Annotated in this window: 23 protein-coding genes; 17 read left to right on the plus strand and 6 right to left on the minus strand. The window is 44.2% G+C overall.

Annotated elements, in window-relative coordinates; genetic code table 11:
- Positions 1–11 precede the first annotated feature (11 nt).
- The 3 genes from VNN20_01650 to VNN20_01660 are packed head-to-tail and all read left to right on the plus strand — an operon-like array spanning position 12 to position 2407.
- Positions 12–359 carry an STAS domain-containing protein gene (locus tag VNN20_01650; protein ID HWP90887.1) on the plus strand — a complete coding sequence of 116 codons (348 nt, stop codon included), beginning with the start codon at positions 12–14 and terminating at the stop codon, positions 357–359.
- Positions 352–1923: a DUF4301 family protein gene (locus VNN20_01655; protein ID HWP90888.1), complete on the plus strand. Its 1572-nt coding sequence runs from the start codon at positions 352–354 to the stop codon at positions 1921–1923. The genes VNN20_01650 and VNN20_01655 overlap by 8 nt, the downstream gene beginning before the upstream one ends.
- Positions 1924–1972: 49 nt before the next feature.
- Entirely contained in the window at positions 1973–2407 is a 435-nt protein-coding gene (locus VNN20_01660; GenBank protein ID HWP90889.1) for an ATP-binding protein, read from the plus strand.
- Between the two features lie 134 nt (positions 2408–2541).
- Here the strand turns inward: VNN20_01660 and VNN20_01665 are convergent, their stop codons facing one another.
- Positions 2542–5004: a glycogen/starch/alpha-glucan phosphorylase gene (locus VNN20_01665; GenBank protein ID HWP90890.1), complete on the minus strand. Its 2463-nt coding sequence runs from the start codon at positions 5002–5004 to the stop codon at positions 2542–2544.
- 336 nt (positions 5005–5340) lie between these two features.
- Between VNN20_01665 and VNN20_01670 the strand changes: the two genes are divergently transcribed.
- Positions 5341–6111, plus strand: a complete 771-nt coding sequence (locus tag VNN20_01670; protein ID HWP90891.1) for an MlaD family protein — start codon at positions 5341–5343, stop codon at positions 6109–6111.
- A gap of 102 nt (positions 6112–6213) precedes the next feature.
- Positions 6214–7521: a hypothetical protein gene (locus VNN20_01675; protein ID HWP90892.1), complete on the plus strand. Its 1308-nt coding sequence runs from the start codon at positions 6214–6216 to the stop codon at positions 7519–7521.
- A gap of 35 nt (positions 7522–7556) precedes the next feature.
- On the opposite strand, the gene VNN20_01680 is transcribed toward VNN20_01675, so the two are convergent.
- A complete protein-coding gene (locus VNN20_01680) occupies positions 7557–8000 on the minus strand; it encodes a rhodanese-like domain-containing protein (protein HWP90893.1) in 444 nt (147 codons plus the stop codon).
- Between the two features lie 216 nt (positions 8001–8216).
- On the opposite strand from VNN20_01680, the gene VNN20_01685 reads away from it, so the two are divergent.
- From VNN20_01685 to VNN20_01700, 4 genes are all read left to right on the plus strand, one after another.
- A complete protein-coding gene (locus VNN20_01685) occupies positions 8217–8624 on the plus strand; it encodes a hypothetical protein (GenBank protein HWP90894.1) in 408 nt (135 codons plus the stop codon).
- A gap of 586 nt (positions 8625–9210) precedes the next feature.
- Entirely contained in the window at positions 9211–10566 is a 1356-nt protein-coding gene (locus tag VNN20_01690) for a prolyl oligopeptidase family serine peptidase (GenBank protein HWP90895.1), read from the plus strand.
- A gap of 57 nt (positions 10567–10623) precedes the next feature.
- Positions 10624–11514, plus strand: coding sequence for an alpha/beta hydrolase (locus VNN20_01695; protein HWP90896.1), 891 nt, complete (start codon positions 10624–10626; stop codon positions 11512–11514).
- A gap of 11 nt (positions 11515–11525) precedes the next feature.
- Positions 11526–12446, plus strand: a complete 921-nt coding sequence (locus VNN20_01700; protein ID HWP90897.1) for an alpha/beta fold hydrolase — start codon at positions 11526–11528, stop codon at positions 12444–12446.
- A gap of 647 nt (positions 12447–13093) precedes the next feature.
- Here VNN20_01700 and VNN20_01705 read toward each other — a convergent pair.
- The 3 genes from VNN20_01705 to VNN20_01715 form a co-directional block, all read right to left on the minus strand.
- Positions 13094–14443: a sigma-54 dependent transcriptional regulator gene (locus tag VNN20_01705; protein HWP90898.1), complete on the minus strand. Its 1350-nt coding sequence runs from the start codon at positions 14441–14443 to the stop codon at positions 13094–13096.
- A complete protein-coding gene (locus VNN20_01710; GenBank protein HWP90899.1) occupies positions 14430–16991 on the minus strand; it encodes a PAS domain S-box protein in 2562 nt (853 codons plus the stop codon). Before VNN20_01710 ends, VNN20_01705 begins: the two co-directional genes overlap by 14 nt.
- Before the next feature lie 190 nt (positions 16992–17181).
- Positions 17182–17784, minus strand: coding sequence for a GNAT family N-acetyltransferase (locus VNN20_01715; protein HWP90900.1), 603 nt, complete (start codon positions 17782–17784; stop codon positions 17182–17184).
- A gap of 198 nt (positions 17785–17982) precedes the next feature.
- On the opposite strand from VNN20_01715, the gene VNN20_01720 reads away from it, so the two are divergent.
- The 8 genes from VNN20_01720 to prs all read left to right on the plus strand — a co-directional run bounded on the left by VNN20_01720 (position 17983) and on the right by prs (position 23315).
- Positions 17983–18468: an adenosine-specific kinase gene (locus VNN20_01720; protein HWP90901.1), complete on the plus strand. Its 486-nt coding sequence runs from the start codon at positions 17983–17985 to the stop codon at positions 18466–18468.
- A gap of 276 nt (positions 18469–18744) precedes the next feature.
- On the plus strand, positions 18745–19200 hold the full coding sequence (locus VNN20_01725; protein HWP90902.1) for an Hsp20/alpha crystallin family protein: 456 nt from the start codon (positions 18745–18747) through the stop codon (positions 19198–19200).
- A gap of 107 nt (positions 19201–19307) precedes the next feature.
- Entirely contained in the window at positions 19308–19706 is a 399-nt protein-coding gene (locus VNN20_01730; GenBank protein ID HWP90903.1) for a thiamine-binding protein, read from the plus strand.
- Between the two features lie 43 nt (positions 19707–19749).
- Positions 19750–19959, plus strand: coding sequence for a DUF2934 domain-containing protein (locus VNN20_01735; GenBank protein ID HWP90904.1), 210 nt, complete (start codon positions 19750–19752; stop codon positions 19957–19959).
- Between the two features lie 78 nt (positions 19960–20037).
- Positions 20038–20901: a universal stress protein gene (locus VNN20_01740; protein HWP90905.1), complete on the plus strand. Its 864-nt coding sequence runs from the start codon at positions 20038–20040 to the stop codon at positions 20899–20901.
- 70 nt (positions 20902–20971) lie between these two features.
- Positions 20972–21853, plus strand: a complete 882-nt coding sequence (locus VNN20_01745) for a universal stress protein (protein HWP90906.1) — start codon at positions 20972–20974, stop codon at positions 21851–21853.
- A gap of 249 nt (positions 21854–22102) precedes the next feature.
- Entirely contained in the window at positions 22103–22453 is a 351-nt protein-coding gene (locus tag VNN20_01750; GenBank protein HWP90907.1) for a hypothetical protein, read from the plus strand.
- Between the two features lie 16 nt (positions 22454–22469).
- Entirely contained in the window at positions 22470–23315 is an 846-nt protein-coding gene (gene prs / locus VNN20_01755; GenBank protein ID HWP90908.1) for a ribose-phosphate diphosphokinase, read from the plus strand.
- Positions 23316–23465: 150 nt separating this feature from the next.
- Here prs and VNN20_01760 read toward each other — a convergent pair whose 3' ends face one another.
- Positions 23466–25238 (minus strand): adenosylcobalamin-dependent ribonucleoside-diphosphate reductase, encoded by a 1773-nt coding sequence (locus tag VNN20_01760; protein ID HWP90909.1) that lies wholly within the window; start codon positions 25236–25238, stop codon positions 23466–23468.
- Between the last annotated feature and the right edge of the window lie 201 nt (positions 25239–25439).

Genomic DNA, 25439 nt, shown 5'->3' on the forward strand with positions numbered 1-25439 from the left:
GAAAGATATATATGCACATCGAAGAAAAACACGTAGATAACTTATTGCTAGTCAAGCCCTTGGAAAGGAGAATGGATTTTAAAATAGCCAATGATTTTAAGGAAAGGATGGCCAAGTTTATAATAGATGGAAATATGTTTATCATATTAAATCTATCTCAAGTCGAGTTCATAGACAGCAGTGGCTTGGGTGCGATAGTATCCAGCCTGAAACGAATGGGGGGTAGGGGAGACTTGTTTATCTGCGGAGTCAAAGAGACTATAATGACTATGTTCAATCTGACCAGGATGGATAAAGTTTTTAGAATATTCGACACCGAAGAAGAAGCAATTAAGGCTTTACTTAATAAAGATGGATGAATACTTCTTCAATGAGGAAGACCTAAAGCAGATTGCGGCTAAAGGGATAAGCCTACAAAGAATAAAATCACAGATAGATATATTCAAAAAAGGTTTTCCTTCCGTAGAGCTAGACCGTCCATGCACCATAGCTGATGGTATTAAGGTCATTACTGAAACCGACCTACGAAGGCTAGGGGACTTCTACTCTAAGGAATCTCTATCTTTAAGAGTTACTAAATTCGTACCTGCTTCTGGAGCGGCCAGCCGGATGTTTAAACTCCTCCTCTCGTTCAATAATCGATATCAAGAGATAGAGGAAAAGGATATAGCCGCCAAGGCGGATAAGGGTGACCCAGAGCATAAGGCTTTCATTCGATTCATCAAGGGGATTAGGCAACTAGCATTTTATGATGACCTAAAGTCAGTCATGGCCGAGAATGGATTGGACATAGAGGTACTTATATCGAAAGGTCAATATAAAGAGATTCTGGACTATATCTTAACACCCAAGGGGCTTAACTATGCCGACTTGCCGAAAGGGCTCATAAAATTTCATCGTTATCCCGGCGGCAGCCGTACGCCCTTTGAGGAGCATCTGGTGGAGGCGGCTGCCTACACCCAGGAGGTCAATAAGGTGTCCAGGGTGCATTTCACCGTGCCGGTGGAATACCATAATACTGTTCAAGAACACGTGGAGGCGACTAAAGGCCGTTACGAAGTATCCGGAGTGAAATTTGAAATCAGCTTTTCCACACAGAATCCTTCAACCGATACCATCGCAGTGGATATGGATAATAAACCTTATAGAGACAAACAGGGGAGATTGGTTTTTCGCCCTGCCGGGCACGGAGCTCTCCTAGAAAATCTAAACGACCTGGACGCGGACATAGCTTTTATAAAGAATATAGATAACGTTGTTCCGGATAGGTTAAAGCATGTAACGTATGTATATAAAAGGGCTTTGGGTGGCTATTTGATAGAATTGCAAAGTAAAATATTCGGTTACTTGAAAAGATTATCCGGGAGGGAGTTTGGCATATCACTTCTGGAGCAGATATTTGAGTTTGCCAGAAATGAACTCTCTATTATTCCACCTAAGGCTATAGAACGGGGATCAAGAGGGGAAAAAATAAGCTTCCTTAAGTCTAAATTAAACAGGCCACTTAGAGTATGCGGTATGGTCAAGAATGAAGGCGAGCCTGGAGGAGGGCCCTTCTGGGTTAGGAACGAAGAAGGAAGCTTGTCTTTGCAGATAGTGGAGTCTTCTCAGATAGATATGGAGTCTCCGGAGCAGCGGGCCATCTGGCAGTCTTCGACTCATTTTAACCCGGTTGACCTGGTGTGTAGCTTGAGAGATTATACCGGAAAGCCTTTTGACCTGAAGCAATATGCCGACCCTGACACCGGTTTCATATCCATAAAATCGATAGACGGCGAAGAAGTTAAAGCGCTCGAACTCCCCGGTCTCTGGAACGGTTCAATGGCATACTGGAACACTGTATTCGTGGAAGTGCCGCTAATTACCTTTAATCCCGTAAAAACGGTGCTTGACCTCTTGAGAGAAGAACACCAGGCGGAATGAGACTGGATTTATTACTAAGCCGGAGGACCAGATTACCGGGCAGTAACTTATGGAAAGAAAAATAAAGCTAACAATAGACAGTAACCCGAGCAATATTCCTTTTCTAGCCGGGGCGTTAAACAAGCTTTGCTCTTTTGTTCCACTATCTGACGTGGAGTCCTATCAAGTAGAAGTTTCTGCTGTTGAAGCAGTTAATAATGCAATTGAGCATGCATACGACAATAAACCCGGGTGCATCATCGAAGTTGTTTTCACACTCCGTCCGGATAAGCTCACTCTGGATATTTGTGATTTTGGCAGAATGATGGAGTATGAGTCTCAAACGTCTTTAGAATTTGACCCTCATGATCTTATAAACATCCCGGTAAGAGGCATGGGGCTTTTCATCGTGAAAAGCATCATGGATGAGGTTAGTTACAGAAGCGACCAGGGAAAAAACATTCTCACGATGACTAAGTTCTTGATTACTAAGGGAAACCCATAGAATTCATGACCGAGCGGGGCTAAGAATCCAGGACTAGAAATCGAGGTCTCTGTTTTTTGGAGCACTAAGCGAGTAAACATAAAGTTGTGAACTTGGCCGCATTCGACTCGATTGGTCTTTAATTTATTTCTGCCCTATCCCCTTACGCTCTGGATACCCCACACCTCTTTAGCGTATTCTGATACCGTGCGGTCGCTGGAGAATTTGCCGATACGAGCGACGTTTAAAATAGCCTTTTTAGCCCATATCGGTCTTCTTATGAACAGGTGAGCCGCCTTTTCATGCATTTCTATGTAAGATTCCAGGTCAGCTAGGTGAAAGTACTCATCACCGTCGTTCAATATAGTCTGGTAAATCCATTTAAAGAGGCCTGGTTCACCCGGGCAGAAGAGGTTGGAGTTGAACGATTCCATCACTCTCTGTAGATAGGGATTACGATGGTAATAATCCCAAGGATTATAGGAACCGTTTATCTTCATCTCCATTACCTCATCCGCTTTCAGGCCGAATATGAAAATATTTTCTGTTCCGACTTCTTCCAGGATTTCTATATTTGCCCCATCTAACGTGCCGATGGTCAGAGCTCCATTCAGGGCAAATTTCATGTTCCCGGTTCCGGAAGCTTCCTTGCCTGCCGTCGATATCTGCTCGCTCAGGTCTGCGGCAGGGATGATCTTCTCAGCCATGGAGACCTTGTAATCCGGGATAAAGACGACCCTAATCTGATCATTCACCCTTGGGTCGTTATTGATGACGTCTCCGACGTTATTTATCAGCTTTATAATCTGCTTGGCCGCCGTGTAGCCTGGTGCGGCCTTACCGGCGAAGATATAAGTTTTAGGAATGGGAAGTACTCTACCATCCTCAGTAATGCTTAAATACTGATGAATAATATGCATTACGTTGAGGAGTTGGCGTTTGTATTCGTGGATTCGCTTGGCCTGTATGTCGAATAGAGAATTAGGATTAATCATAACGCCCGTCGTGTCCAGGATGACCTTAACCAGTCTTTCCTTATTGCCCTGTTTTATGCTTAGAAAATTTTGTTGAAAGCCTTCGTCCTCGGCATAAGACTCCAGTTTGCTAAGTTTTGCCAGGTCGGTGATCCAGCCCTTACCGATTGTTTTAGAGATAAAATTGGCCAAAGCGGGATTGGACTTCAACAACCATCGGCGTTGGGTAATACCGTTTGTCTTGTTGTTAAATTTTTCTGGCCAAAGCTGGTAAAAATCCGGGACCATAGAGGTCTTAATCAGTTCGGTGTGTAAAGCGGCTACTCCGTTGACCGAGTGGCTGCCAACTATGGAAAGATAGGCCATGCGCACTTGTTTTGGGTTTCCCTCCTCTATGATGGACATGCGTCTAAGCCGCTCGCTATCATTCGGCCAAATTGATTTTACCTTGTCCAGGAAACTATGGTTGATGCTGTAAATAATCTGAAGGTGTCTAGGAAGCACATTTTCCATGAGTGGAACAGGCCATTTCTCCAAAGCTTCTGGCATCAAGGTGTGGTTGGTATATCCTAAAGTCGATGTGGTGATTTCCCAGGCTTTATCCCAATCCAGGTTGTGTTCGTCGATTAAAATACGCATGAGTTCTGCCACTGCCAGGGAGGGGTGAGTATCGTTTAGCTGGATCGCAACCTTTGACGGGAAATTATCTATTACGTTTCCCCTATGAAGATATCTCCTGATAATATCCCTCACCGCACAAGCGACAAGAAAATATTCCTGAATGAGTCGCAGCTCTTTTCCGTTATCAACTGAGTCGGAAGGATATAGCACTTTGGAGACAGTCTCTGAAAGCATCTTCTGTTCCACCGCCTTGAGATAATCTCCTCTATTAAATATATGCATATCGAATTCGTTAGAAGACCTGGCAGAATATAGCCGGAGATAATTCACAGTCTTCCCCCCATACCCCACCACCGGCATATCGTGCGGCACCCCGATCAGCACCTTCCAGTCCATCCATATTGGGCTATCACCATCTTTATGCCTCTTGTGGTGCTCCACATGGCCATATATCGGAACAACGCATATCTCGTCCGGTCTTTCTATTAGCCAGGGTGAGCCCTCGCTCAACCAGTGGTCAGGCTTTTCTTTCTGGTATCCTTTTTGTATCTCCTGCTTGAAAAGCCCAAATTCGTAGTTGATTCCGTAACCATATCCGGGCATGTCCAGAGTAGCCAGCGAATCTAGAAAGCAGGCGGCTAAACGGCCCAGTCCCCCGTTGCCCAATGCGGCGTCAGGTTCGGTCTCCATAAGTTCTTCAAGGTCGATCCTCATCCGGAAAAGCGCCTCTTTACAGAGGTCGAATATCCCTAGATTATGGAGATTATTACCCAAAGACCTTCCCATGAGGTACTCCATGGAGAGATAATAGAGTCTTTTTACGTCTCTCTCCTGGTAACGCTCCTCGGTTTTCAGCATTGCATCTATTATCCATTCTCTTACGGCTAGAGCTACGGAATGAAAAATGTCTCTTTCCGAAACCTCTTTCCAATTTTTTCCCCGGGAATATTTGACGTGGTAGCGAACCAACTTGCTAAAGGTAGAAATGTCGTTGACATTTCTTTTTGTCCTTTTGAACTTCATCGGTTACCCTCAAAGCTACTATTCGTGCAAGAGTTATGCCATTCTATATAGCTTGTTATCTATGATTAACTTGCTTTAACCATTGATGATTTATTTCCCAATAAGAAATCTATAAGTGTATTTCAAGACAAAAAATGTCAAAAATAGAATAAAAAATTTTCTAATTCTAACTGGAACGAAGAAAAAATAAAGTGTGGAGGTAGGAAATCGAAAATCTATAAAGTGAGTGGCAGGCTTACTCTCTTTTGAAAGCGGACGGGGACTTGCTTTTACAGTGACCTTGGTTTCTGGTATAGAGTTTATATAATAGAGGTATGTGTTCAGTCGAGGTGTAGCGTGCCAAGAAGAATGTATATGGTAATAGCCGTAATTTTAGTTGGATTGACCTTGACTGGGATTATCTATTGGTTTGGTTTATACAAAGGGCCTTTAGATATCTCTATAGCATTCGACCGGGTGGACGGAGTTGGCGAGGGTAACGAAGTCGTCCTCGGAGATATCGCGGTGGGAGAGGTGACCGGGTTGAGGACCACGGAAAGCGGCAGAGCGCTGGTCGATGTAAGGATCGACAAGAATTATGCAGATGAGATCAACTCCAGTTCCGTATTCATAATCGATAGGGACCCTTTAACTTCTAACAAACGAATTAGAGTGCAGGTTCTCAAGGAAGATGCACCTCCGTTAACCCAGGGGGCAAGAGCAGAGGGTTATTCTTCACCAGCGCAGTTTTTTATGCGCACAAGTAAAAAAATTCTGGAGGGTGCATATCAAGAATTCGTTGATTGGGTAAGAGAGTTTAAAATTGGGTTTGAAGAATTTGAAGAGGATGAAAGGCTAAAGAAGCTTAGGAAAGATGTTCGGGAACTGATGGAGCAAGCGAGAAGAAGCGCAGAACAGGGTATAGCGGAGCTCAATAAAGAGATTCCCAGGCTCAAAGAAGAATTGAATAAGATTATTGAAGAACTGAGAAAACTGGGCAAGGGTAAGGAAGGCGAAGAGCTTAAAGATACGTTTGACCGCTACTTGGAGGGATTGGAGCAGAAAAAGAGAGAGGCTCGAATTAAAAACTCGCCTCTTTTTTTCACTTATAAGGAATATAAAGTATAAAAATCCTTGATACGTTTTTTCTAGGAATTAAGACAAGTGACACATGCATAGTGCACTCTAATTGGAGGGCAAAGTTTTGCTGGTCACGGCGCGGATCAGCCTATGAACCCCACGCATAAGGAAAGGAAAAGCGTAATAGTGGATATAAATCCGGCGCTCGATAATAAGCTGCATGGAACTATACGTTCATTCCTTCAATCCCTCGAATATATTGAGTCTTTACACCATTTGGAAAATACGGACGGTTTTTCTCTAATTTTAGAGAATGCTATTTTTCAAAAGATGATGAGTAGCTTAAGGAAAGGAGCGTCTTATCTATCCGGCCGGGATAAATTCGAATTAGAGAGACAAATAGAGGATATATCTGGCGGGATATACGACCTATACTCGTTGACACTAATTAACGAGGATAAAGAATGTATTGATTTAATCCTGGGGAAAATTTTTTCATTGGATAAGAATGACCGTAGATGCTACGCTGGAGCGATTGGTAGTGTTAATAACTTCTTCGACGGTCTTATCGAAACCTATGATAAAAAAATGAATTTATTAAAGCAACGCTCTAGTAAGAATGAGGATTTTTCAATCAATGGAAATGCACCGGCGATAAGATGTATCGATGTTTTTTCCCTTGCCGGAGAACTGAATACACGCCATAAGCCTATCTGCGTCTTTTTTTCCGGTGGAAGCCCGGAGAATCTCTCCAACCTCTCCAGGATGACCGTTTTCATTAACCTGTATACCCGGAGGTTTGCGCTAATATCTAAAGAGATTGCTAAGAAATACCTGGGGAGTTATGCGATCATCGATGATCTGGACGATGAAAATATAGGAAGACTATTGCTTCTCTGGCTTAGAGGGCATGATCTTGGTCATTTCTATGGGGAAGACCTGCTAAGGTCGAACATGTCCGAACTGGACAGGCCTTATTTGATCCTCCATGAGCTAAAGTCTGATATCTTGTCCCTCTATAACATGAGGTTCTTAGCTGATGATTTGCTAAAGGGCGATCTACTGATTAAAGCTTACACCGTATCGATTGCGGAAATGCTTAGATACATAAGACGGGGGCGGTTTTGGAGTTACCCGGATACCGCTTCTGCATTCCTCACCTACTCTTATCTCAGAGACAGTGGCTCCATTCGCTTCGACGAGCTAACCGAGAAGTTCCATGTGGATTACGACAGGTTGGAGACTGATATTGAAAACCTGGCAAAAGAAGTCGTTGATATATTTGCCCTGGGCGGTGCGGCCGAAGCAGACCGATTACTAAATCGGTGGGGCGATGTGCGAGAGCTTGGTTTGCATGACCTACCAGACGAGCTTAAGGTTCTTGATGATACTTCCATTCCGCACTATATTGACTTTAACTTTATGACTAAGGACAGAATCCTGCTTGGTTATGGCTGAGCAAATGACAACCGTAGTGTCATTGTCTCCCTTTACTATTTTGTAGTGGGAAGTCCTTCATTCTCCCACTGCACAATACCACCGGTTATGTTGTATGCTTCCTTGAAACCGAGTTCCTTCATCAGGTTTAAGGTTTTTGCGCTGCGGCTTCCGGAACGACAATGGGTTATGTAGGTTTTGTTCTTATCCAGTTTTTCCAGGTCTTCTTTGAAGTTATCGGAATAGAAATCGAGATTTACGGCGTTCTCTATATGTCCCTCTGAAAACTCCTCTGGAGTTCTGACATCGAGAATTACGAAGTCCGGGTTCTTTTTATTTTTCTCTATGAGTACATGCGCTTCTTGTGGAGATATGTTTTTTATTACCTGGGTTTCCTCCTTAGGAGTGTTTGTTTCGGCAATGGACGCTTTACCGAAGGCTAGCAGGGCTATAATCATGAATGCCAATAATAACGGATAAGTTTCTTTTTTCTTCATCATTTCAGTCTCCTTTTTATAACAGTCTTCTTTTCCTTTGCGGTTATTTATTAGTTTAGCATGTATTCTGGCGTTTAGCTGACCGCGTGGGACCAGACGTTTATACCCTCTCTAGCATAAATAGGCTTAATCAGGCCTATACTGCGAATTTTATTGCCGCCATTCCTTCCCATTTCAAAATGTAGTAAAATTAGGGCTAAAACAGGAGGATGAAAAAGCATGGGAAAATCAGCCGGCTTAGTGGTATTTTTTGTCATGATTTCTATTTGTTACTTTATTCCGGGGTCTATTTCAGAGGCAGGAACGGATACGGTTACCGGCAACCAGGAACAAGAGGTATTTCAAGCCAAGACCAATGCCTTGAGAAGCGCATGTGCCTATTTATGGGACAGGTATTACCAGAAAGAAAAAGTAGAAATAAGGGTTTCCACCAGGGGAAATTACGATGAAACCGTTATATTTACCTGTCCTGATTGCAGCCTGGAGGAGAATTTTGTCGAACCGTTTCTGAATTCCGAATACCGGGGAAAGACCGGCATGGACAGGATAAAGGCATGCGGTTATACCCAGGTTGTTTTCAAGGGAGCGAGAGGGTTACAAGAGATAGTAAGACAAGTACCCGAGTGATTCTTCACACTATATAAAAGTTTCTAAATCAGTACTTTTGCTCTGAGCGACTCGGAAATGCCGAGATAGTGTACAAGTTACACCGGCAAGCCACTGTCTGGTGTTTTTCCTTCGATTTAATCTCGACCGTGTTAATTACGCTTTTTGCCCAGCAAAGCAAATACGGTATCCACAGGCTCTGCCTTCTATCTTCTTATAGCTTACACTTGACCTTTATTTGGCTAATCTTTCTGGTATAAGCCGAGAGTGTAGAATGTTTTTATGCTCAAGGCGGTTATTAGGTATAATCTTTCCAGCCAACATTACGAACAAAGAAATCAGAGGATTTAAAAAGATGGCCACATTTCCTTTCGGCTGGCTCAGGGGAATCGAAGATGATAACTGGCAAATCCTATGGGATTCTCAAACCCGGATCCTTTATGTTAAAGGCACTCTGTCAAAGAGGGTCATTGACCTTGGGCAGCCCTCTACTTGGCAGGAGGCAAAATCTCTTGCGGACAGAGTCCGAAATGAGCCCGAGCTTTATATCGATTTGTCGTCATAAAAATCTTCATGATTGTATAAATAGGAAGATAAAGGCTATTTCTTGCAGAAATCGGATACTGTCGGACAATATCAGGGTTGGTGGGCAACTAAACCTGTTCGGGTGAAAGAGGGAGTTCTTTTCAGTTACTATTCGCCGTCAGCCAGGGAGGTTTTTCTTGCCGGTGATTTCAACGGTTGGAAAAAACGGGCTACCCCGTTGATAAAGGGGAGGGACGATGTATGGCGCATAATCTTGGAACTGAAACCGGGCCGGTACTATGATTATAAATACATCGTCGATGGTAACTGGTTGAATGACCCTAATAACCCGGACCTAAATCCGGATGTTGCCGGAGGTGCCAATTCGGTAATTTATCTAGGGGCGAATGGGGATATCCTTCCCCAAGGCCACCCCGAGCGGCACAAGTTTTCATTGGAAGGGCGGGGTATATACCTTAAATCTTATCAATCTAGAAAATATAACCGAAAGTTTGAATTTCATTATGTTTCTCTTGAGCACCGGCAAGGCGATAAGCTTCCCGTTATCATATGTCTTAATAACTATGTTAAATCCCAGAAACTCCATCTATTCGCCCGGGAAAATCGGTTCCTGGCCATCATTCCTTCGGTCGACCTGGGCGGACAGTATATTCGTCAGGGGCGCTTGGATGTGTTCCCGGAGCTCCTCGATGTTATAAAGGAAAGTTTCTCTATTGACGAAGACCGTATATTCGTTACCGGAATGTCTAATGGGGCCCTGGAAGCACTCTTGGTCTCGATGCATTACCCGGACCTTATTGCTGCATCGGCAGTGGTTTTTGGCCCTTTCAAAGTCAGGTTTTATAAAGATGAAATAGAGGACTTGAACAAAGTTGAATTAGAGAAATTCATAGATACTCTGGGTTACCCTCAAAGAATGCTGACTAACCTGAAGAATCTTCCCATCTATATCTCTCATGGCGGTGGGGACGAGGCCGTCCCGCTGGACGAAGGGCTGGTGCTCCATGAGATAGTAAGAAAACTTGGCGCCCCATCTGAGTTTACTTCCTATCCTCAATACGGGCATACCTGGCATATGGTAGATGAAGACCTGCCCAGAGTTTTTGGTTGGGTTCGAAGATTTAAGAGGAATAAATTTCCCCGGGATATCAGTTACACTTCGCCTAACGGTTTTTTCAAGAGCAGAATTTACTGGATAGATTTCTCGCCCTTTAAAATACAAGATGAAATCAAGGTCAAAGCTGCTTTAGACCGGGACAATAGAATAAAGCTCGAGCTTCAAAATATAAAATGGATAAAGATGAGATTAAATTCTCATCTGTTAAAACTGCCCGGTGTGGTCCACGTGGAGACGCAAAACTCAGCTCAAGAAATGGAGATTCTAGATGAGGAAAAAGACATAGAATTGGCGTTTTAGACCGGTTCTGGCTTTTTCCCGGCAATCTATTAGGGTATTCTCAATAAGATGGAATTTATGGAGCAAGAGCTTATTGCTATTCCCTTCGGTAACAGCAAGATTGATGCCCTCTTTTACCGTACTTTAGTTGGGGAAGGATCAGATAAGGAACCGATAGTAATTCACGTGCACGGCTTTTTGGGAAACTTCCTGGACGGGAGCCAGCGTTTTCTTCCCCCGATTTTGGCCAGGGCAGGCTATTCTTCTCTATCTATAAATACCCGCATGGCTAATTTCGGCCTGTTCTTTGGTTACGGGATTTTGGAAGACACCGTGCCCCAGATAGATACGACCATAGTGTTTTTAAAGGGATTGGGCTACAGGAAGATTATCCTGTCGGGATATAGCCTTGGAGGCAGCGTGGTTCTCAGGTATGCGGCACTTAGGAATGACCCGTCTTCCTACCCCAGCTTGAAAGGTGTTATAGCCTTGGCCACCCCCTACTCCATGCCCGACTCTATACGCCGGAGATGGAATAAATGGGGCAGTGAACCTTCTTACGACCGGGTTTATGAAGAAGCTAAGGAGATACTAAGGCCAACCCCTTATAGTTCATCAGAAGATCGAAGTATTCTCATTTACAAGGCGCGTGGAAATACATACCGTCCAGAGCACACGGAGATTTACACATATAAAACATGGTGGTTTCTGGCTGGGCCAGAAGCGGAGGGAGCAAAGGCTTACAAACAGATAGAGCAGATTAAGATACCCATACTCCTAATCCAGGGTTGGCATGACGATATAGTGAACCCGCAAGAGACGCAGGACTTAGCGCAGGTAGCCCTCAATGCCGGGAACAAGGATGTTTCCGCTTTCTATGTCAATGCCGGACACACGCTTGAGGGGAAGGAAGAGGAACTCGGGGACATTGTGGTCAAGTGGCTCGGCAGAAGGTTTCAAAATAAGTAATCTCATTTGATATGTCTCGTGAGGAAAAAAGGCTGATAAGCTTTCGAGCAGAGGATGGATTCTTACTTAACGCCCTTCTGCTTACGAAAAGTTTTAATAATGAAGAAGTTGATTTACTGGACAGGCCTATAATTATCCATGTCCACGGTGTACTAGGCCATTTCCTGGCGCGTGGCACACCAAGGCTACTCCCGCCGGCACTGCTAGAGCACGGTATTTCTTCCTTTTCGGTCAACAACCGTATGGCTTTTATGGGGCAGATAATGGGAGAAGGGATATTCGATTATGCCATAAAGGATATAGATGCAGCCGTTGATTTACTCCGGAAAGAAGGTTTCCGTAAGATTTTCATATTCGGTTATAGCTTGGGGGCAAATATAGTTGCTTATCACGCCAGTCAGAGACCGAATGCGGGTATTCAAGGACTAATTCTGGAAGGGTGTGCCTTTTCCCTTCCCGATTCTCAACGAAAACGCTGGGAAAAATGGGACAGCATACCTACTTACGACGAGGTGTACGTCAGAGCACGGGAAGTTTTGGGAAAAGACCCCGATAAAAGTGCAAACGACCAGATTTTTATAGTGTACCGGGCCTGGGGGCCTACGTTTAATCCCTTTCATGTAGAAATCTTTACGTATAAAACCTGGTGGTTCATGAGGGGACCGGAGGCTTATAATGCAATGACCTTCAGGGTAATATCAAAGATAAAGGTCCCGATTCTATTCCTCCAGGGTGAAAATGACGATATACTCGACCCCGGGGAGGCCAAAGACTTAGCAGATTTGGTTCATAAGGCCGGAAATCACGATATTACGGTAAGGTATATACCACGTGCCATGCATGATTGTATGGAAAACCCAGAAGAAACAGTGAAATCCATAGTGGAATGGGTTTCTTACGTTGACTCAAATAGGGAGAAAATCATTAAATAGAATCTTTACCACGTGAGGTAAGTTTTACCATCTCACGGGGTAAAGAGGAAAGTAGTTCTGGGAACCATAACACTCTGTGTCGGATTGTTTCGTCTCGGAGTCTATCCCGAGCACATTCGCTGCAGTCACTGTAAACACTAGTGCGGGAATAAACTCCTGTGAGGAAGGGAATATTGTCATTCCGAGCGGATGCGAGGAATTTTAGCTTATCTCAATTTTTAAGATTTCTCACTTTGGTATTCGAAATGACAGAAGAAGTGGTTGAAACATCACCATCCTTGCCATTCCGAACCCTGTCCTGAGTGCGACGGAGGAATGAGCGGAGTCATATTAGAATTTAGTAGATGGCTGTCCGCACATTCTGGAGTCGAGCGGGTCGAAGTACTCAGGACTTCATCGTGAGCTCAGTGAAACGATAAATTCCACGACCGGAGCAATCCCATTTCTAGAAGCTTGTGTTATCAAGACTTTAGTATGTCATTTGAACGGATATGATTTGGACAGCATTTAACATGAAAGAGGACAAATTGATTTTAAAAAGCATTTTTATCTGTCTAAGAGCCTTGTATACAAGGATGGATTTTTGATTTCTGCTTATTTTAGATAGCGGTGAGAAGGGGTAATGTTTTTTTATAGCTTTTTGTAAATCATTCGATGCCGAATTGCTTAAGCTTTCTATAAAGGGTATCTCTAGAGATACCCAAAATTTCGGCTGCTTTTGACTTATTCCCTTGAGATTCCCGAAGCGCCTGCTCCAGGGCGAACTTTTCCAGTTTGTCTAGAGAGAGGAGCATGTGTTCAGAAGCCTTTTTCTCCTGCCACAGCAGATGTGCTTTTAGGTCTTTTTCTACGATTGTTTGCTTGTCAGGCGGAGATACGGCAATAATACCCTCTAATAAGTTCTCTAATTCCCTAATGTTTCCCGGAAAATCGTACTGATAAATCGATGTCAGTACGCCTTCCGACACCCCCTTTATATTTCGGGAGTACTTTTGGTTGAGCTTCCTTATAAAATGCTCTGTCAGAAGAGGAATGTCCTCCCTTCTTTCTCTGAGCGGTGGCAGCTCTATAACCACGACGGCGAGCCGGAAGAAGAGGTCTTCTCTTAAATAGGTATTCTTGAGCTCTTCTATAGTACGATTGCTGGCAGCTATTACCCGTGTATCGACGGATACTTCAGTGGAGTGTCCTACGGGCCTCACCCTGCTTTCTTGAAGTACTCTGAGCAATTTTACCTGCAGGTCCTTGGGCATCTCCCCTATCTCGTCTAGAAAAATCGTCCCTCTGTTAGCGGCTACGAAAAGGCCGTCATGGTCTCTTACCGCTCCGGTAAAAGCCCCCTTCTTGTGCCCGAACAACTCCGACTCCATAAGCTCTTTGGGAATTGCGGCACAATTCACGGCAACGAATGGCTGGTTACCCCTATCGCTCTTGATGTGTATAGCCTTGGCCAAGAGTTCTTTTCCGGTCCCAGTCTCACCTACGATAAAAACGGGAGCGTCGCTCCGTGCTGCGGCAGAAGCCTTTTCAAATACCCTTCTCATAACCTGAGATCCGCTGATAATCTGCTCAAAGCCGTATTTCTCGGAGACCATTTCCTTAAGCTCGCTTATCCTGCTTTCAAGCTCATGAGCCTTGCTGATTATTTCGAGCTTCTTTAGGAGTAGGTCCTTGTCGAAGGGCTTGGTGATGAAATCCGAGGCTCCCCGCTTTATCGCCTCCACGGCCGTGGGAACGGTGCCGTGCCCGGTGATCATAATTATGCTCATCTCCGGGTGAATGGCTTTAATTTTCTCCAGCAGCGTAAAACCGTCCATCATGGGCATTACCAGGTCGAGAAGAGCGACGTTAATATCATGCACGGCGGAGACCTTCTCCAGCGCCTCGTTTCCGGAGAACGCCGTGATCACCTCATACTTTCTCCTTTCTAGAAGCTCCTTTATCGCCCCCACCAACTCTTCATCGTCATCAACGACCAGAACCTTAAGCTTGCTCAATTTCTTTTCCCTCCGCCTGCGCCGGTAGTTTTATGATAACACTCGTCCCTTTGCCTTCTGTGCTGTCTATACTGATTTCTCCTCCATGGTCATGGATAATCCTCTTGGCAACGGAAAGCCCCAGACCGGTCCCTTTCCCTGCTGGCTTCGTCGTAAAAAACGGCTCGAAAACAAAGGGAAGTACATCTCTTGGTATTCCAGACCCGGTGTCGGATATTATTATTTCTATTACACCCTCCCGGCTTCCGCCAGAAGCGACTACCGAAAGTTTTCCGCCTTCAGGCATTGCGTCCAGCGCATTCATCATTATGTCCACAAAAACCAGTCCGAGTAAGTTGCTATCTGCTAGCACATATAAATCCTCATCCACTTTCAGTTCCAGTTTAATCCCCCGCTTCTTAAAGAGAGGATTTGTAATCTCGGCCGCGTCGTCGAGAATATTGGAAACGTTGTCCAGGGATTTTTCATTCTCCGGCTTGCTTACAAACTTGAGAAGCCTTTGGATTACCTTCTGAGTATAGAAAATCTGCCTTTCGATAGAGTCGAGCTTCTCTAAATATTTTTCGTATCCGAAAGCGCTGGGGGCGTCTTCTTTTAGCATCTGGACCCGGAGAAGCATGGATGCGAGTGGGGTTCCCATGTGATGGGCAATCCCTTCGGCCATTCTTCCCACAATCTGGGCCTTCTCCAGCTCAATTATTTTATTTCTTAATACCACCCTTTCCCGGACATCTCTCACCGTCTCGATAAACCAGCTTACGCCATCGGCGACATACACCAGTCCTACGCTAACCGGAATTCTCTCCCCATTGCCCAATACCTTTTGCATCTCGTAATCCAATAATTTGTTTCCCTCTTTTACGCTTTTAAGCTTCTCAGAAAACTTAATCCTTTCTTCAGACGGTATGGTGTCCCATATGCTTTCTAGACGTTTTTTACTATCACCAGAAAATAAGCTTTCTCCTTTTTTGTTAATTGTAATTATCCTGCCATCTTCGTCGTAAACCAGAATTGCATCTGTGGTGTTACTCATGATGGCCTTTAGTTTTTGCTCGCTTTCGCGAAGAGCTTCCTCCGCCCGTTTGCGCTCGGTTATATCGACTATAGAGCTAAGCACGATGATTCCGTCCGCTGTATGGACCGGATTGAGGCCAATCTCCACCGGGAACTCGCTGCCATCCTTGCGCCGCGCAAACAAGTCTCGGCCCGCTCCCATAGGTCTGGCCCGAGGGTCACCATAGAACTCCAAACGGAATTTAGAATGATTGCTACGGAAGCGCTCCGGTACCAGTATCTCTACCGATTGGCCGATTAGCTCATCTTTGCTGTATCCGAATAACCTCTCTGTCTGAGAGTTGACGAATGTGATTATCCCTTGCTGATTCACCATCACTATTGCATTTGGGGCTGACTCTACGGCCAGCCGAAATCTGTCCTCTGCCTGTTTCCGTTCTGTGATGTCCTCAACCGTTCCATCGTAATATAAGGTAGTTCCATCCTTTCCTTTGACGGCCCTTGCACTTTCCCTGACGAACAAAGAGGTGCCGTCTTTCTTCGTCCATACGGATTCAAACCCCATAACTTCATTTTGGTTCTTGAGCAGTTCTTTGAACTTATTCCTGTCATAATTGGGTTGAAAGCCCGGCTCCTCCAGGTTGTGCGAAGCCAGTTCATCGAATGAGGAATACCCGAGCATATGAACCAATGCCGGATTTGCCTTCAGGATGCGGCCGTCCGGAGTAGTGCGGTAGATCCCTATGGGAATATCGTCAAACAGTTTTTTATACTCTTCTTCTCTCTCCCTGAGCGCTTCCTCCGTTTTAGCCCGTTGGACTGCTTCAGACTGTAATGTTTCCTTTGTTTTTACGAGCTCCGAACTCTGTTCATGAAGGACACTTTCTAGCTTATCATGAGCTTTCAGCAATAACTCTTCCGCTCGCCTTCTTTGAGTAATATCCACCATCGCTATCTTAAAGTGGCTGAATTTCCCTTGGTCATCAAATGTAGCGGTGCCTTCTAGTTGAGCGTAGAATTGGGTGCCGTTATTTTTACGTATTCTAAGCTCGCAAACCTGGCGGGTACCGGTATCAATCAGCCGTTTACGATACGAGTAAAACATGTCACTGTCTTCTTGCCGTATATATCTCGAGAAATTCTGCTTTATTAGGTTTTGTTTTTCTATATCCAACATTTGGCAGGCGGTGAAATTGGCCTCAAGAATGGTGCACTTTTCGTTCAAGGTAAAATATCCGACCGGTGCAAAGTTATATAATTCAGCGTATTTATTCATGGCTTCCTCAAGCTCCAATTGTATCCGGCGAAGTTCTTCATTCTGGGTCTCCAGTTCAATTTGATGTATACTTAGGTCTTGTATCAACCGCTCAACATCGGCACCGGTGTACTTTGGCCCCCGATTTAAATTGTAGTTTTCGGTCGGTGAAGTGGTTATACCCTGGCTCCTCCCTGCCGATTTCCTTTTTGACAATTTCCCTTGATTCTGGCGAGGGCCTTTTCTTTTATTTTTGTATTCCTCCCGGTTTCTACTCATTTTCATCAACCAGTCAAACACATATCACTTTGGCGTCATCTAACAAGGTTATAATTAAAGAGTCCATCCCTCTATCGCTTTTGAAATGAGCAAGTATTGACAATATTAAGACAAGCTTACGCTGAGTATGAGACTACTCTCCCCAGCGTTAGTTTTTATTCATTATGAGCTTAACACTTTATTTATTTGGCTACAAATTGAATTCGGCTTTGCCTTTGCCGTAAACTGAATTGTAAAATTCGAATCTGCCTTCCCAATCTTCGATGCTGTACGAGGCGATTATAAGGTCCTTGGGTTCCTTGCCCTCCTCGTCGTGTATGTAGCATCTTAGCGCAGTCTCGGGTTTAAAACCGTAATGCTCCAGAATTCTCATGAAGTTTCGGTTGTCCGGTGTAAATCTAACGATTATCTTCTCAAACTTGCGCAGAAGCCCCTCGGCCAATAAAATCTTAAATATTTTAGACCCGAGTCCTCGGCTTCTGTATTCAGGTTCTACGACCAGCTTAATCTCTACTGCATGATGCCAGTATAACCCCTCTTGGTGAAGGGTCCCTTTTGCTATTATATCCTCGTCCTTCAGGGCGACGAGTTGAAGAATCTTATTGTATTTAGGGTTGGTAAACCAACTCTCTACGGTTTCCCACTTGGTCACATCGTCCTTGTAAATAAGAAGGTCTGATTTTGGTATTTTGGAGAAAAACCTGAATAAACCCTCCATATCCTCTTTCTGGGCGGGTCTAAGTATTATCGGTGTTGCATCCTTAAGTATCAGTTCCTTTGGATATACAATCATCTTAATGTAAGAAATGCAATGTTTGTGCCATGATTGGATATATAATGTATCTGCCTTAATATCCTTTAATAACCTGGGGAAGGAGTGTCAGATTGTAAGAAGGTCGTACAGTAATCAGCCCTCGGAATACCAAGGGATTTTGACTATTATATTTTTATGATAGCGTATATTGAAAGCAGATACGGTTAGGAGGATAGAATGGAAATAAAAACCACAAGAATAGAGAAACCCGATAATATAAACCTCATCCTCGGCCAATCCCATTTTATAAAGACTGTAGAGGACATACACGAGGCTCTGGTAAATAAGGTCCCCGGCATAAAGTTTGGGCTCGCTTTCTGTGAGTCTTCCGGTCCTTGCCTGGTACGGTACAGCGGGACTGACCAGGAGCTTATCGAGTTGGCAAAAAAGAATGCATTTAGCCTGTCTGCAGGCCATAGCTTCATTATATTTCTCCAGAATGCTTACCCGATTAATGTATTGAATGTAGTTAAAAGCGTTCCCGAAGTTTGCCGGATATTCTGTGCCACGGCCAATCCCGTAGAGGTAATTATAGCGGAGTCTGAGCAGGGAAGGGGAATCCTCGGTGTTATTGATGGATTAAAATCTAAGGGTATAGAAACCGAGAAGGACATTGAGGATAGAAAATTACTCTTAAGAAAGATCGGATATAAGCTTGGATAGATACCGATAAAGTTCTCATCTTTGAGTATATGAATAACTTCCCATAATGGAGCGGGGTGAATATTATCAGGGTCCCGAGCAATTACAACTGTGTAAACCTTAATACATTCGCCGATGTTCTAAACCCGTTATTTTGTCAAAATTTCTGACAACTGACATATGTTTATCCCACTCGGTGACTCTAACGTCCTAATTTTCTTGCTTTTACCAACTGGGTATTCATGGCATACAGCTTGCCGATTGAACGATTAAATCTTTGTTAAGGAGGAGATGATCATGGCATTAATGAAGTGGTCGCCGCCAAAAGAAGTTGAAAGGTGGTTTGAAGAGTTCTTCGAAGAACCCTTTCTCCCACGTGCTTGGAGGAGGTTCCCTTCGCTAAAAAAATTAAAAGAGCTTGAGGGAATATCTCCTGCCGTTGATATGTACGACAAAAAGGATGAGATTGTGGTGAAGGCAGAGATTCCTGGAGTTCCAAAAGAAAATGTGAAAATCTCTTTGTCCGACAACACCCTAACTATAAAAGGCGAGATTAAAAAGGAAGAGGAAGTAAAAGAAGAAGACTATTACTACGCGGAAAGGTCATACGGAAGCTTTGCCCGGGTGTTGAGCTTACCGGCCAAAGTGAAAGCGGACAAGATCAAGGCGAACTTTAAGGATGGTATACTGGAGATACACCTTCCCAAGTCTGAAGAAGCAAAGCCCAAAGAGATAAAAATCGACATCAAATAACGCTGATTAAGAGAAAGGGGAGCCTTAGAGAGAAGGCTTCCCTTTCTTGAGAAGCAATAAGGCTTAAGAGCAGTTGAACAATCAAAAGGATTGATGAGGAGTGTTTTATGTCCAGGATGAGGGTGACTATATATCCTTTGGACAAAGAAAAAAGGACTGCCAAGGGTCTTATCTCTGCTCTAATACTTCTATTCAAGGAAAGGGGAGTTAATTGCCAACTTGCCTCGCCAACCGAAGCTACTATCGAAGGAGACCAGGATACTCTTTTAGAAATTCTGGATCAAATCGACAGAAGCCAATCCGTTCAGGAGGAGAGAGGTTTCGCTATTGCCATGGGGTTTGAAAAGTGTGGAAATGGGCCTTTTGCCCGGCGGGAAATAGAAGTCTTGGAAAATAATACCGCAGTCCAGACCTGCTCAACGGGACCGCCCCTAAAAACCAAAAAAGATAAAGAAAGGCTACACGATATGGTTTTAGAGAGGCTGGCCAGGCGTATTAAAGGATGAGTAAACGATCAAGGCTTTAAAATTACCAAGGAGGTGTATAAAAATGGTGGAAGTGCTAAAATCTAAGACCCCCAAAAAAAGAACCAAGATGGATGAAGAAACAATTCATGAAATGATCGCAAAAAAGGCTTACGAGATTTATGAAAAGAGGGGAATGGAGCACGGGAAAGATTTAGATGACTGGCTGGAAGCGGAGTCGATAATCATGGGAAAGAAAAGAAATAAGAAGAAGACTATTACCCCAGTAGCATGATATAATCTATTCCCTGTCATGAACAATACACGGGGTTTACGTTAGGAACTTATTCTAAGCACCGTTCAGGAGGTTTAAATGTTGATCGACAAGATATTGTGGGCTTCAGACGGGTCTAAAGACTCCACCGAAGCTCTAAAGTATGCGCAGCTCTGGTCAAAGCAGTTTAAAGCAGAGATAGTCGGTCTATTTGTCATACCCGATTATACCAAGAGCGTGTTAAGTCAATTTTCTTCCGAGGATAGGGATAAGTTCTCAAAGTGGATTGAGGAAACAAAACTAAAAGAACGGAAGGCCCTGGAAAATATTGCCAAAACTTTTAAAGAAAAGGGGACTGGTTTTAAAGTAGAAATTACGAATGGAATCCCTTATGAAGAGATTCTCCGGGTGGCAAATGAGGAAAGGGTAGATTTGATTGTTATGGGGAAGGGGAGGCCTGTTGAGAAATACATTTTAGGGGGGACTGCACTCAAGGTCTTGAGGGGGTCATCGATTCCAGTTTTAACCGCCCGGGAAGCGAAGAAAAACTTGGAAATAAAAAGGATATTAGTCCCCACAGACCTGGCTCACGGCCTAACTAAAGACTTTAAATTTGCGGTTGGATTATGCGAGGAGTTCGACGCGGTTCTTTATCTGCTTAATGTTGTCGAGGTGGGGGAGCGTGGTTTCCCGCTGGAGATAGCCGAACAGATGAAGCTATTTTCTCTCAAGGAACTCGAAGAAAACATAGGGAAGACTAAAGTAAGGGAAAATATCGTGCCTTGCGTGGAAACATCAAAGAATGCATGGAAAGGGATTGTTAAATTTGTGGAGGACAGAGATATAGATTTGATAGTCATGATGACTTATGGGGGCGGGAAATTTAAAGATAATTTCATCGGTAGCGTTGCTGAAAAGGTGATTCAAGAATCGCCGTGCCCGGTAATAACCATGAAACCTTAAAACCGCAGACTGTCATATGGAATTAAGAATGGATCTGGATTAATTACCATAGGCTTCTAAGGAGGGGCTCATGGAAATAAAAAAGATACTATGGGCGTTTGATGGTTCAAAGGAATCGGAAGAGGCCTTGAATTATGCTATTTACCTGGGGCAAATACTCGGTTCTGAGATAATCGGAATCCACGTAATTCCCTTACCGGAGAAACTGCTTTATGAGACCGAGTTCCATAATTGGGCTGTAAAGGTCGAGGAGAGGATCAAGTCTCGTTTAGTATCGATCGGGGAGCAACTGGACTCTCAGGGGTTAAGATTCAGGTCACAGGTATTAAGAGGTGAACCAAGCAAAGAAATTTTTGAACTCGCCGAGCGTGAAAAAGCCAACCTCATAGTTATGGGCAAGAGAGGACAGGGCTTAATAGACAGAATGCTCACCGGAAGCACCGCTTTAAGTGTTTTGAGGGAATCGAGTATTCCTATCCTTACAGTCAAGAAGAGGGATGAGGAGACACCGATTGAAATCAAGAATATCCTTGTTCCCCTGGACATTTCGGAAGGTTTAGATTCTTCCCTTAATTGTGCTGTGGAGCTCGGGGAAAGATTAAAAGCCAATATCATGGTTGTCTATGTGTTTAGCCTGTACGCTTATGAGTATGAGGTGCCCTATTGGGTATTTGATGACCTCATTAAAATATCTACTGAAAAGCTTACTAAGAAAGTAGAGGAGATTAAACTCAGGCTAGGGAACAAGGCCGGAGAAATAGCGTTCAAAACAGAAGTAATTCAAGGATTAAACACGGCTATCTCCATAGTTGATTATGCTTTGAGGGTCAACACCGATTTAATCGTGATGAATACCCACGGACGAAAAGGAATCAAGAAGTTTATCCTGGGAAGTGTGACCGAGAAGGTCGTTCAGGAAGCTCATTGCCCGGTGCTGGTGCTAAAACCTTGAGTTTTAAGAAAAGTTATATGCTGAATAATAATTAGATTGTCTTATGTATTGGAATAAGACATCTTCATCCCTCTAGCGAAAGAAATCATTTAATGCAATTCCTAAGAATCCAGCTAAGTTACGTCGAGTAGGCTTGCTGGCATACTTCTTGTCGTTGTTTAATACATAGAAAGCTTTTCCTCAATAACTTTTGCCTGGGTCATGTAGAAGTTGTCTATTTTACCCGGGTGAAAATAGGAGGTGGGGAAAATGAGAGGGAATATAGCAGAGAAACGCACCACGCCAGCTCCACGCATGGAGTGGTATTTCGACGAAGTTCCTAAGCCAAGGCTTTCAAAACGTCTTGTTAAGGAAAAAGAATTAAAGAAGCGTCTACAGTCGCGTCCACATATGGAGTGGTACTTTGATGAAATCATGCAGAGAGGCAAAATTACCTGCCCGATCACCGGTAGCAAAGCCACCGTGGAGGTTATCAGAAGTGCGGCTAGGGATGATACACCTTTTGTAGATGTGGCTTACTGCTCCATTTTCGGCTGTGCCCCTATTTGCAAGAAGGAATGCCTGAGACAGATCAACCTTATGAAACATTTCGGGAAATAACTTGGTCAGGCCGAGAATGGAGATATTCGTAACACCTTCAGCGAGTCACATCGCACCAAGCATAGACGGTGCAAAGAGAGCCTATGTATCTAAAACCTTCAGCGACGGCGAGAAATATATCCGCGTCGAGAATGAAGTCAGCGGACCGGTCTGGGTTATCGCCAGTACCAACCCCCCGGCTGACAATCTGCTTGAGCTTTTTTTCCTATTAGATGCGCTGAGACGCCTGACCACTGATATACGTCTAATCATTACCTATTTTGCTTACGCCCGCCAGGATAGAATAACCCACAGAGGGGAGAGCTTGAGTGCCCAGGTTGTTTCTGATTTTATCGAATACTTCGGGTTAAAGGAGGTGTTCGTCTTGCACATACACAGCAGGATGATTAAAAGCTATCTCGATTACCAGGACCTTTTTCCGTTAGATTTGATCCATCCGCTTGTTCGGCGGGCAGATGTGGTTGTTGCTCCGGACAAGGGTGGTATACCATTTGCCAGAATGGTGGGAGACAAATGTGGGTTACCGGTTATTCATATAGAGAAAAAACGTATTACCGAGGAGAAGGTCGAGGTTTTTGAAGTGAGCGGCGAGGTTAAAGGAAAGAGGGTGTTGATCGTTGATGACATGATTGCTACAGGAGGCACCATTATCGAAGCGACTGAAAAACTCCTTTCCGAAGGCGCTAGGGAAGTCGAGGTGTACGCTACTCACGGAATATTCAGCGGTAATGCCAGGAAAAGGCTCGATAAGAGCCCTATCAAACAAATATACGTTACCAATTCCCTTCCCCAAATGGAGGAAGGTAAGGTAAAAGTCTTGGACATTTCTCCGCTTATCCTGAATGTTATCAAATCCAACTAGATGTTTACCTGGAAGGGACGGCGAGGACAAGCTTCGTGGGAACGACGGCTTATACCCGAAAGTTATAATCGGGTAACTTGCACGAATGACTGGATAAACTCTACAATTAACTTTGCTACACCAGCATTTTTGGAAAGGAATCCATGAGGTTCATAACTTGCACGCATGCGGGTCACATTTGGAGAAGTACTCTTTCTCGAAGACCTCTTCATCTCTCCCCAGCTCTAAAACCTGTTCCCTTCTCGAACCGTATCGAAAGATGGTAATTCCCTTACATCCCAACTCATAAGCTAACGTGTAGGCTTTTTTTACATCCTCTACCGTTGCATCTTCGGGCATGTTAATGGTTTTTGAAACGGAGTTGTCCACGTGCTTTTGGAATGCAGCTTGTATCATTATATGTTGCTCATAGGGTATCTCCAGGGCCGTAATAAAGACCTTCTTCACCTCTTCCGGTATCCCGTCGATTTTTTTAAGGGAACCTTTTTCCTTTAGTTCCTCGACCAACCCGTCTCGGTAAAAGCCGCATCTCTTGCTGCATTCGAGGAATATGGGGTTTATTTCTATGAAGCTTTCACCCTCGAGGATATGGCTTCTTCTGTAGGCAACGGAAAAGATCGGTTCGATCCCAGATGTAGTACCGGCAATTATGCTTATGGTCCCGGTCGGGGCGATGGATGTAACGGTGGCGTTCCGCATTCTTTTTCCTGTTTTTGAGTAAATGCTCTTTTCCCAATTGGGAAAGACCCCCCTTTCTTCCGCTAGTTTTGTGGAGGCTATGGTTGCTTCTTTAGATATGAACGACATGATTCTTTCAGCCCAGTCCATGGCCTCCTCAGAGTCATAAGGGATGCCCAGGAGGATAAGCATTTCCGCAAAACCCATAACGCCCAAACCTATTTTTCTATTTTTTTTCGTGATTGACGCGGTCTCCGGAAGGGGAAATTTATTGACCTCGATAACATTATCCAAGAATCGAATTGAGTTGTGGGTTATTTCTCTCAGTTTCTCCCATTTAATTTCTGTCTTTCCGCTCTTTTCTTCGACCATGCGGGATAGATTGATGGAGGCTAGATTGCAGCTTTCATGCGGTAGCAGGGGTAATTCACCGCAGGGGTTCGTAGCTTCTATCTCTCCTAGACCGGTGATCGGATGAGTTTTGTTTATGGTGTCCAGAAATAATAGGCCCGGGTCTCCCGAAGCCCATGCGGACTCGGCAATAGTATAAAAAACTTCTTTAGCTCTTAGCTTCCCTGTAACCTCCCTTGTCCCGGGATGAACAAGTTCATACTCCTTATCCGTTTTAAGCGCTTCCATGAAGGCGTCGGTTATTCCCACCGAAATGTTAAAGTTTCTGAGTACGCCCTCCTCAAGCTTTGCCCGGATGAACTCCATGATATCCGGATGGTCCACCCTTAAAACCCCCATGTTGGCTCCCCTTCTCTTTCCACCCTGCTTTATGTTTTCGGTGGCGCAGTCAAACACCTTCATGAATGACACCGGGCCGGAGGACTCCCCTCCGGTAGAAGCAACTACCGAGCCCTTTGGCCGCAGTCTGGAGAACGAAAAGCCTGTACCTCCTCCGGTTCTTTGAACCAAGGCCATCTGTTTGACCGCCTCGAAAATGTCTTCAATGGTGTCTTCGACAGGAAGAACAAAACAAGCGCTAAGCTGTCCCAGCGGGGTTCCGGCGTTCATAAGAGTCGGGGAGTTAGGAAGAAAGTCAAGGGAAGTCATCATGTTGTAGAATTCCTCCTCCCAATAACCAACGTCTTTTGGCTTTCCTAATTGTAATTCGGCCTGGGCAACAGAGTTGGCCACCCTTTTAAAAAGCTCTTCGGGGGTTTCTATGATTTCCCTTTTATTGTTTCTCCTCAGGTATCTTGCTTCTAAGACTCTTAGTGCGTTTTGAGATAAAACCATCGTCTTTACTCCTGATTTTCTATTGGTAATTAGATAGGATAAACCAAATTTGCCCAAAATAAGAGATTGCTTCATTCATTCACAGAAATGACCGGTGAGAGGTATTGCCGGTGGGTTGCAATGACAGAGTAAAAGTAATTATCCCTTCTCCCACTTTGGTCAAATGAGAACTAATGGGCTTTATGCTTTAAATTCATACTT

This window comes from Thermodesulfobacteriota bacterium (assembly GCA_035559815.1).
In the GTDB taxonomy this organism is placed as follows: Bacteria; Desulfobacterota_D; UBA1144; order Nemesobacterales; family CSP1-2; genus DATMAT01.

What these genes read in the sequence shown, in the direction of transcription:
- VNN20_01650 (HWP90887.1), top strand. Translation starts at nt 12, where the DNA reads ATGCACATCGAAGAAAAACACGTAGATAACTTATTGCTAGTCAAGCCC.
- VNN20_01655 (HWP90888.1), top strand. Translation starts at nt 352, where the DNA reads ATGGATGAATACTTCTTCAATGAGGAAGACCTAAAGCAGATTGCGGCT.
- VNN20_01660 (HWP90889.1), top strand. Translation starts at nt 1,973, where the DNA reads ATGGAAAGAAAAATAAAGCTAACAATAGACAGTAACCCGAGCAATATT.
- VNN20_01665 (HWP90890.1), bottom strand. Translation starts at nt 5,004, where the DNA reads ATGAAGTTCAAAAGGACAAAAAGAAATGTCAACGACATTTCTACCTTT.
- VNN20_01675 (HWP90892.1), top strand. Translation starts at nt 6,214, where the DNA reads ATGAACCCCACGCATAAGGAAAGGAAAAGCGTAATAGTGGATATAAAT.
- VNN20_01680 (HWP90893.1), bottom strand. Translation starts at nt 8,000, where the DNA reads ATGATGAAGAAAAAAGAAACTTATCCGTTATTATTGGCATTCATGATT.
- VNN20_01685 (HWP90894.1), top strand. Translation starts at nt 8,217, where the DNA reads ATGGGAAAATCAGCCGGCTTAGTGGTATTTTTTGTCATGATTTCTATT.
- VNN20_01695 (HWP90896.1), top strand. Translation starts at nt 10,624, where the DNA reads ATGGAGCAAGAGCTTATTGCTATTCCCTTCGGTAACAGCAAGATTGAT.
- VNN20_01700 (HWP90897.1), top strand. Translation starts at nt 11,526, where the DNA reads ATGTCTCGTGAGGAAAAAAGGCTGATAAGCTTTCGAGCAGAGGATGGA.
- VNN20_01710 (HWP90899.1), bottom strand. Translation starts at nt 16,991, where the DNA reads ATGAGTAGAAACCGGGAGGAATACAAAAATAAAAGAAAAGGCCCTCGC.
- VNN20_01715 (HWP90900.1), bottom strand. Translation starts at nt 17,784, where the DNA reads ATGATTGTATATCCAAAGGAACTGATACTTAAGGATGCAACACCGATA.
- VNN20_01720 (HWP90901.1), top strand. Translation starts at nt 17,983, where the DNA reads ATGGAAATAAAAACCACAAGAATAGAGAAACCCGATAATATAAACCTC.
- VNN20_01725 (HWP90902.1), top strand. Translation starts at nt 18,745, where the DNA reads ATGGCATTAATGAAGTGGTCGCCGCCAAAAGAAGTTGAAAGGTGGTTT.
- VNN20_01730 (HWP90903.1), top strand. Translation starts at nt 19,308, where the DNA reads ATGTCCAGGATGAGGGTGACTATATATCCTTTGGACAAAGAAAAAAGG.
- VNN20_01735 (HWP90904.1), top strand. Translation starts at nt 19,750, where the DNA reads ATGGTGGAAGTGCTAAAATCTAAGACCCCCAAAAAAAGAACCAAGATG.
- VNN20_01740 (HWP90905.1), top strand. Translation starts at nt 20,038, where the DNA reads ATGTTGATCGACAAGATATTGTGGGCTTCAGACGGGTCTAAAGACTCC.
- VNN20_01745 (HWP90906.1), top strand. Translation starts at nt 20,972, where the DNA reads ATGGAAATAAAAAAGATACTATGGGCGTTTGATGGTTCAAAGGAATCG.
- VNN20_01750 (HWP90907.1), top strand. Translation starts at nt 22,103, where the DNA reads ATGAGAGGGAATATAGCAGAGAAACGCACCACGCCAGCTCCACGCATG.
- prs (HWP90908.1), top strand. Translation starts at nt 22,470, where the DNA reads ATGGAGATATTCGTAACACCTTCAGCGAGTCACATCGCACCAAGCATA.
- VNN20_01760 (HWP90909.1), bottom strand. Translation starts at nt 25,238, where the DNA reads ATGGTTTTATCTCAAAACGCACTAAGAGTCTTAGAAGCAAGATACCTG.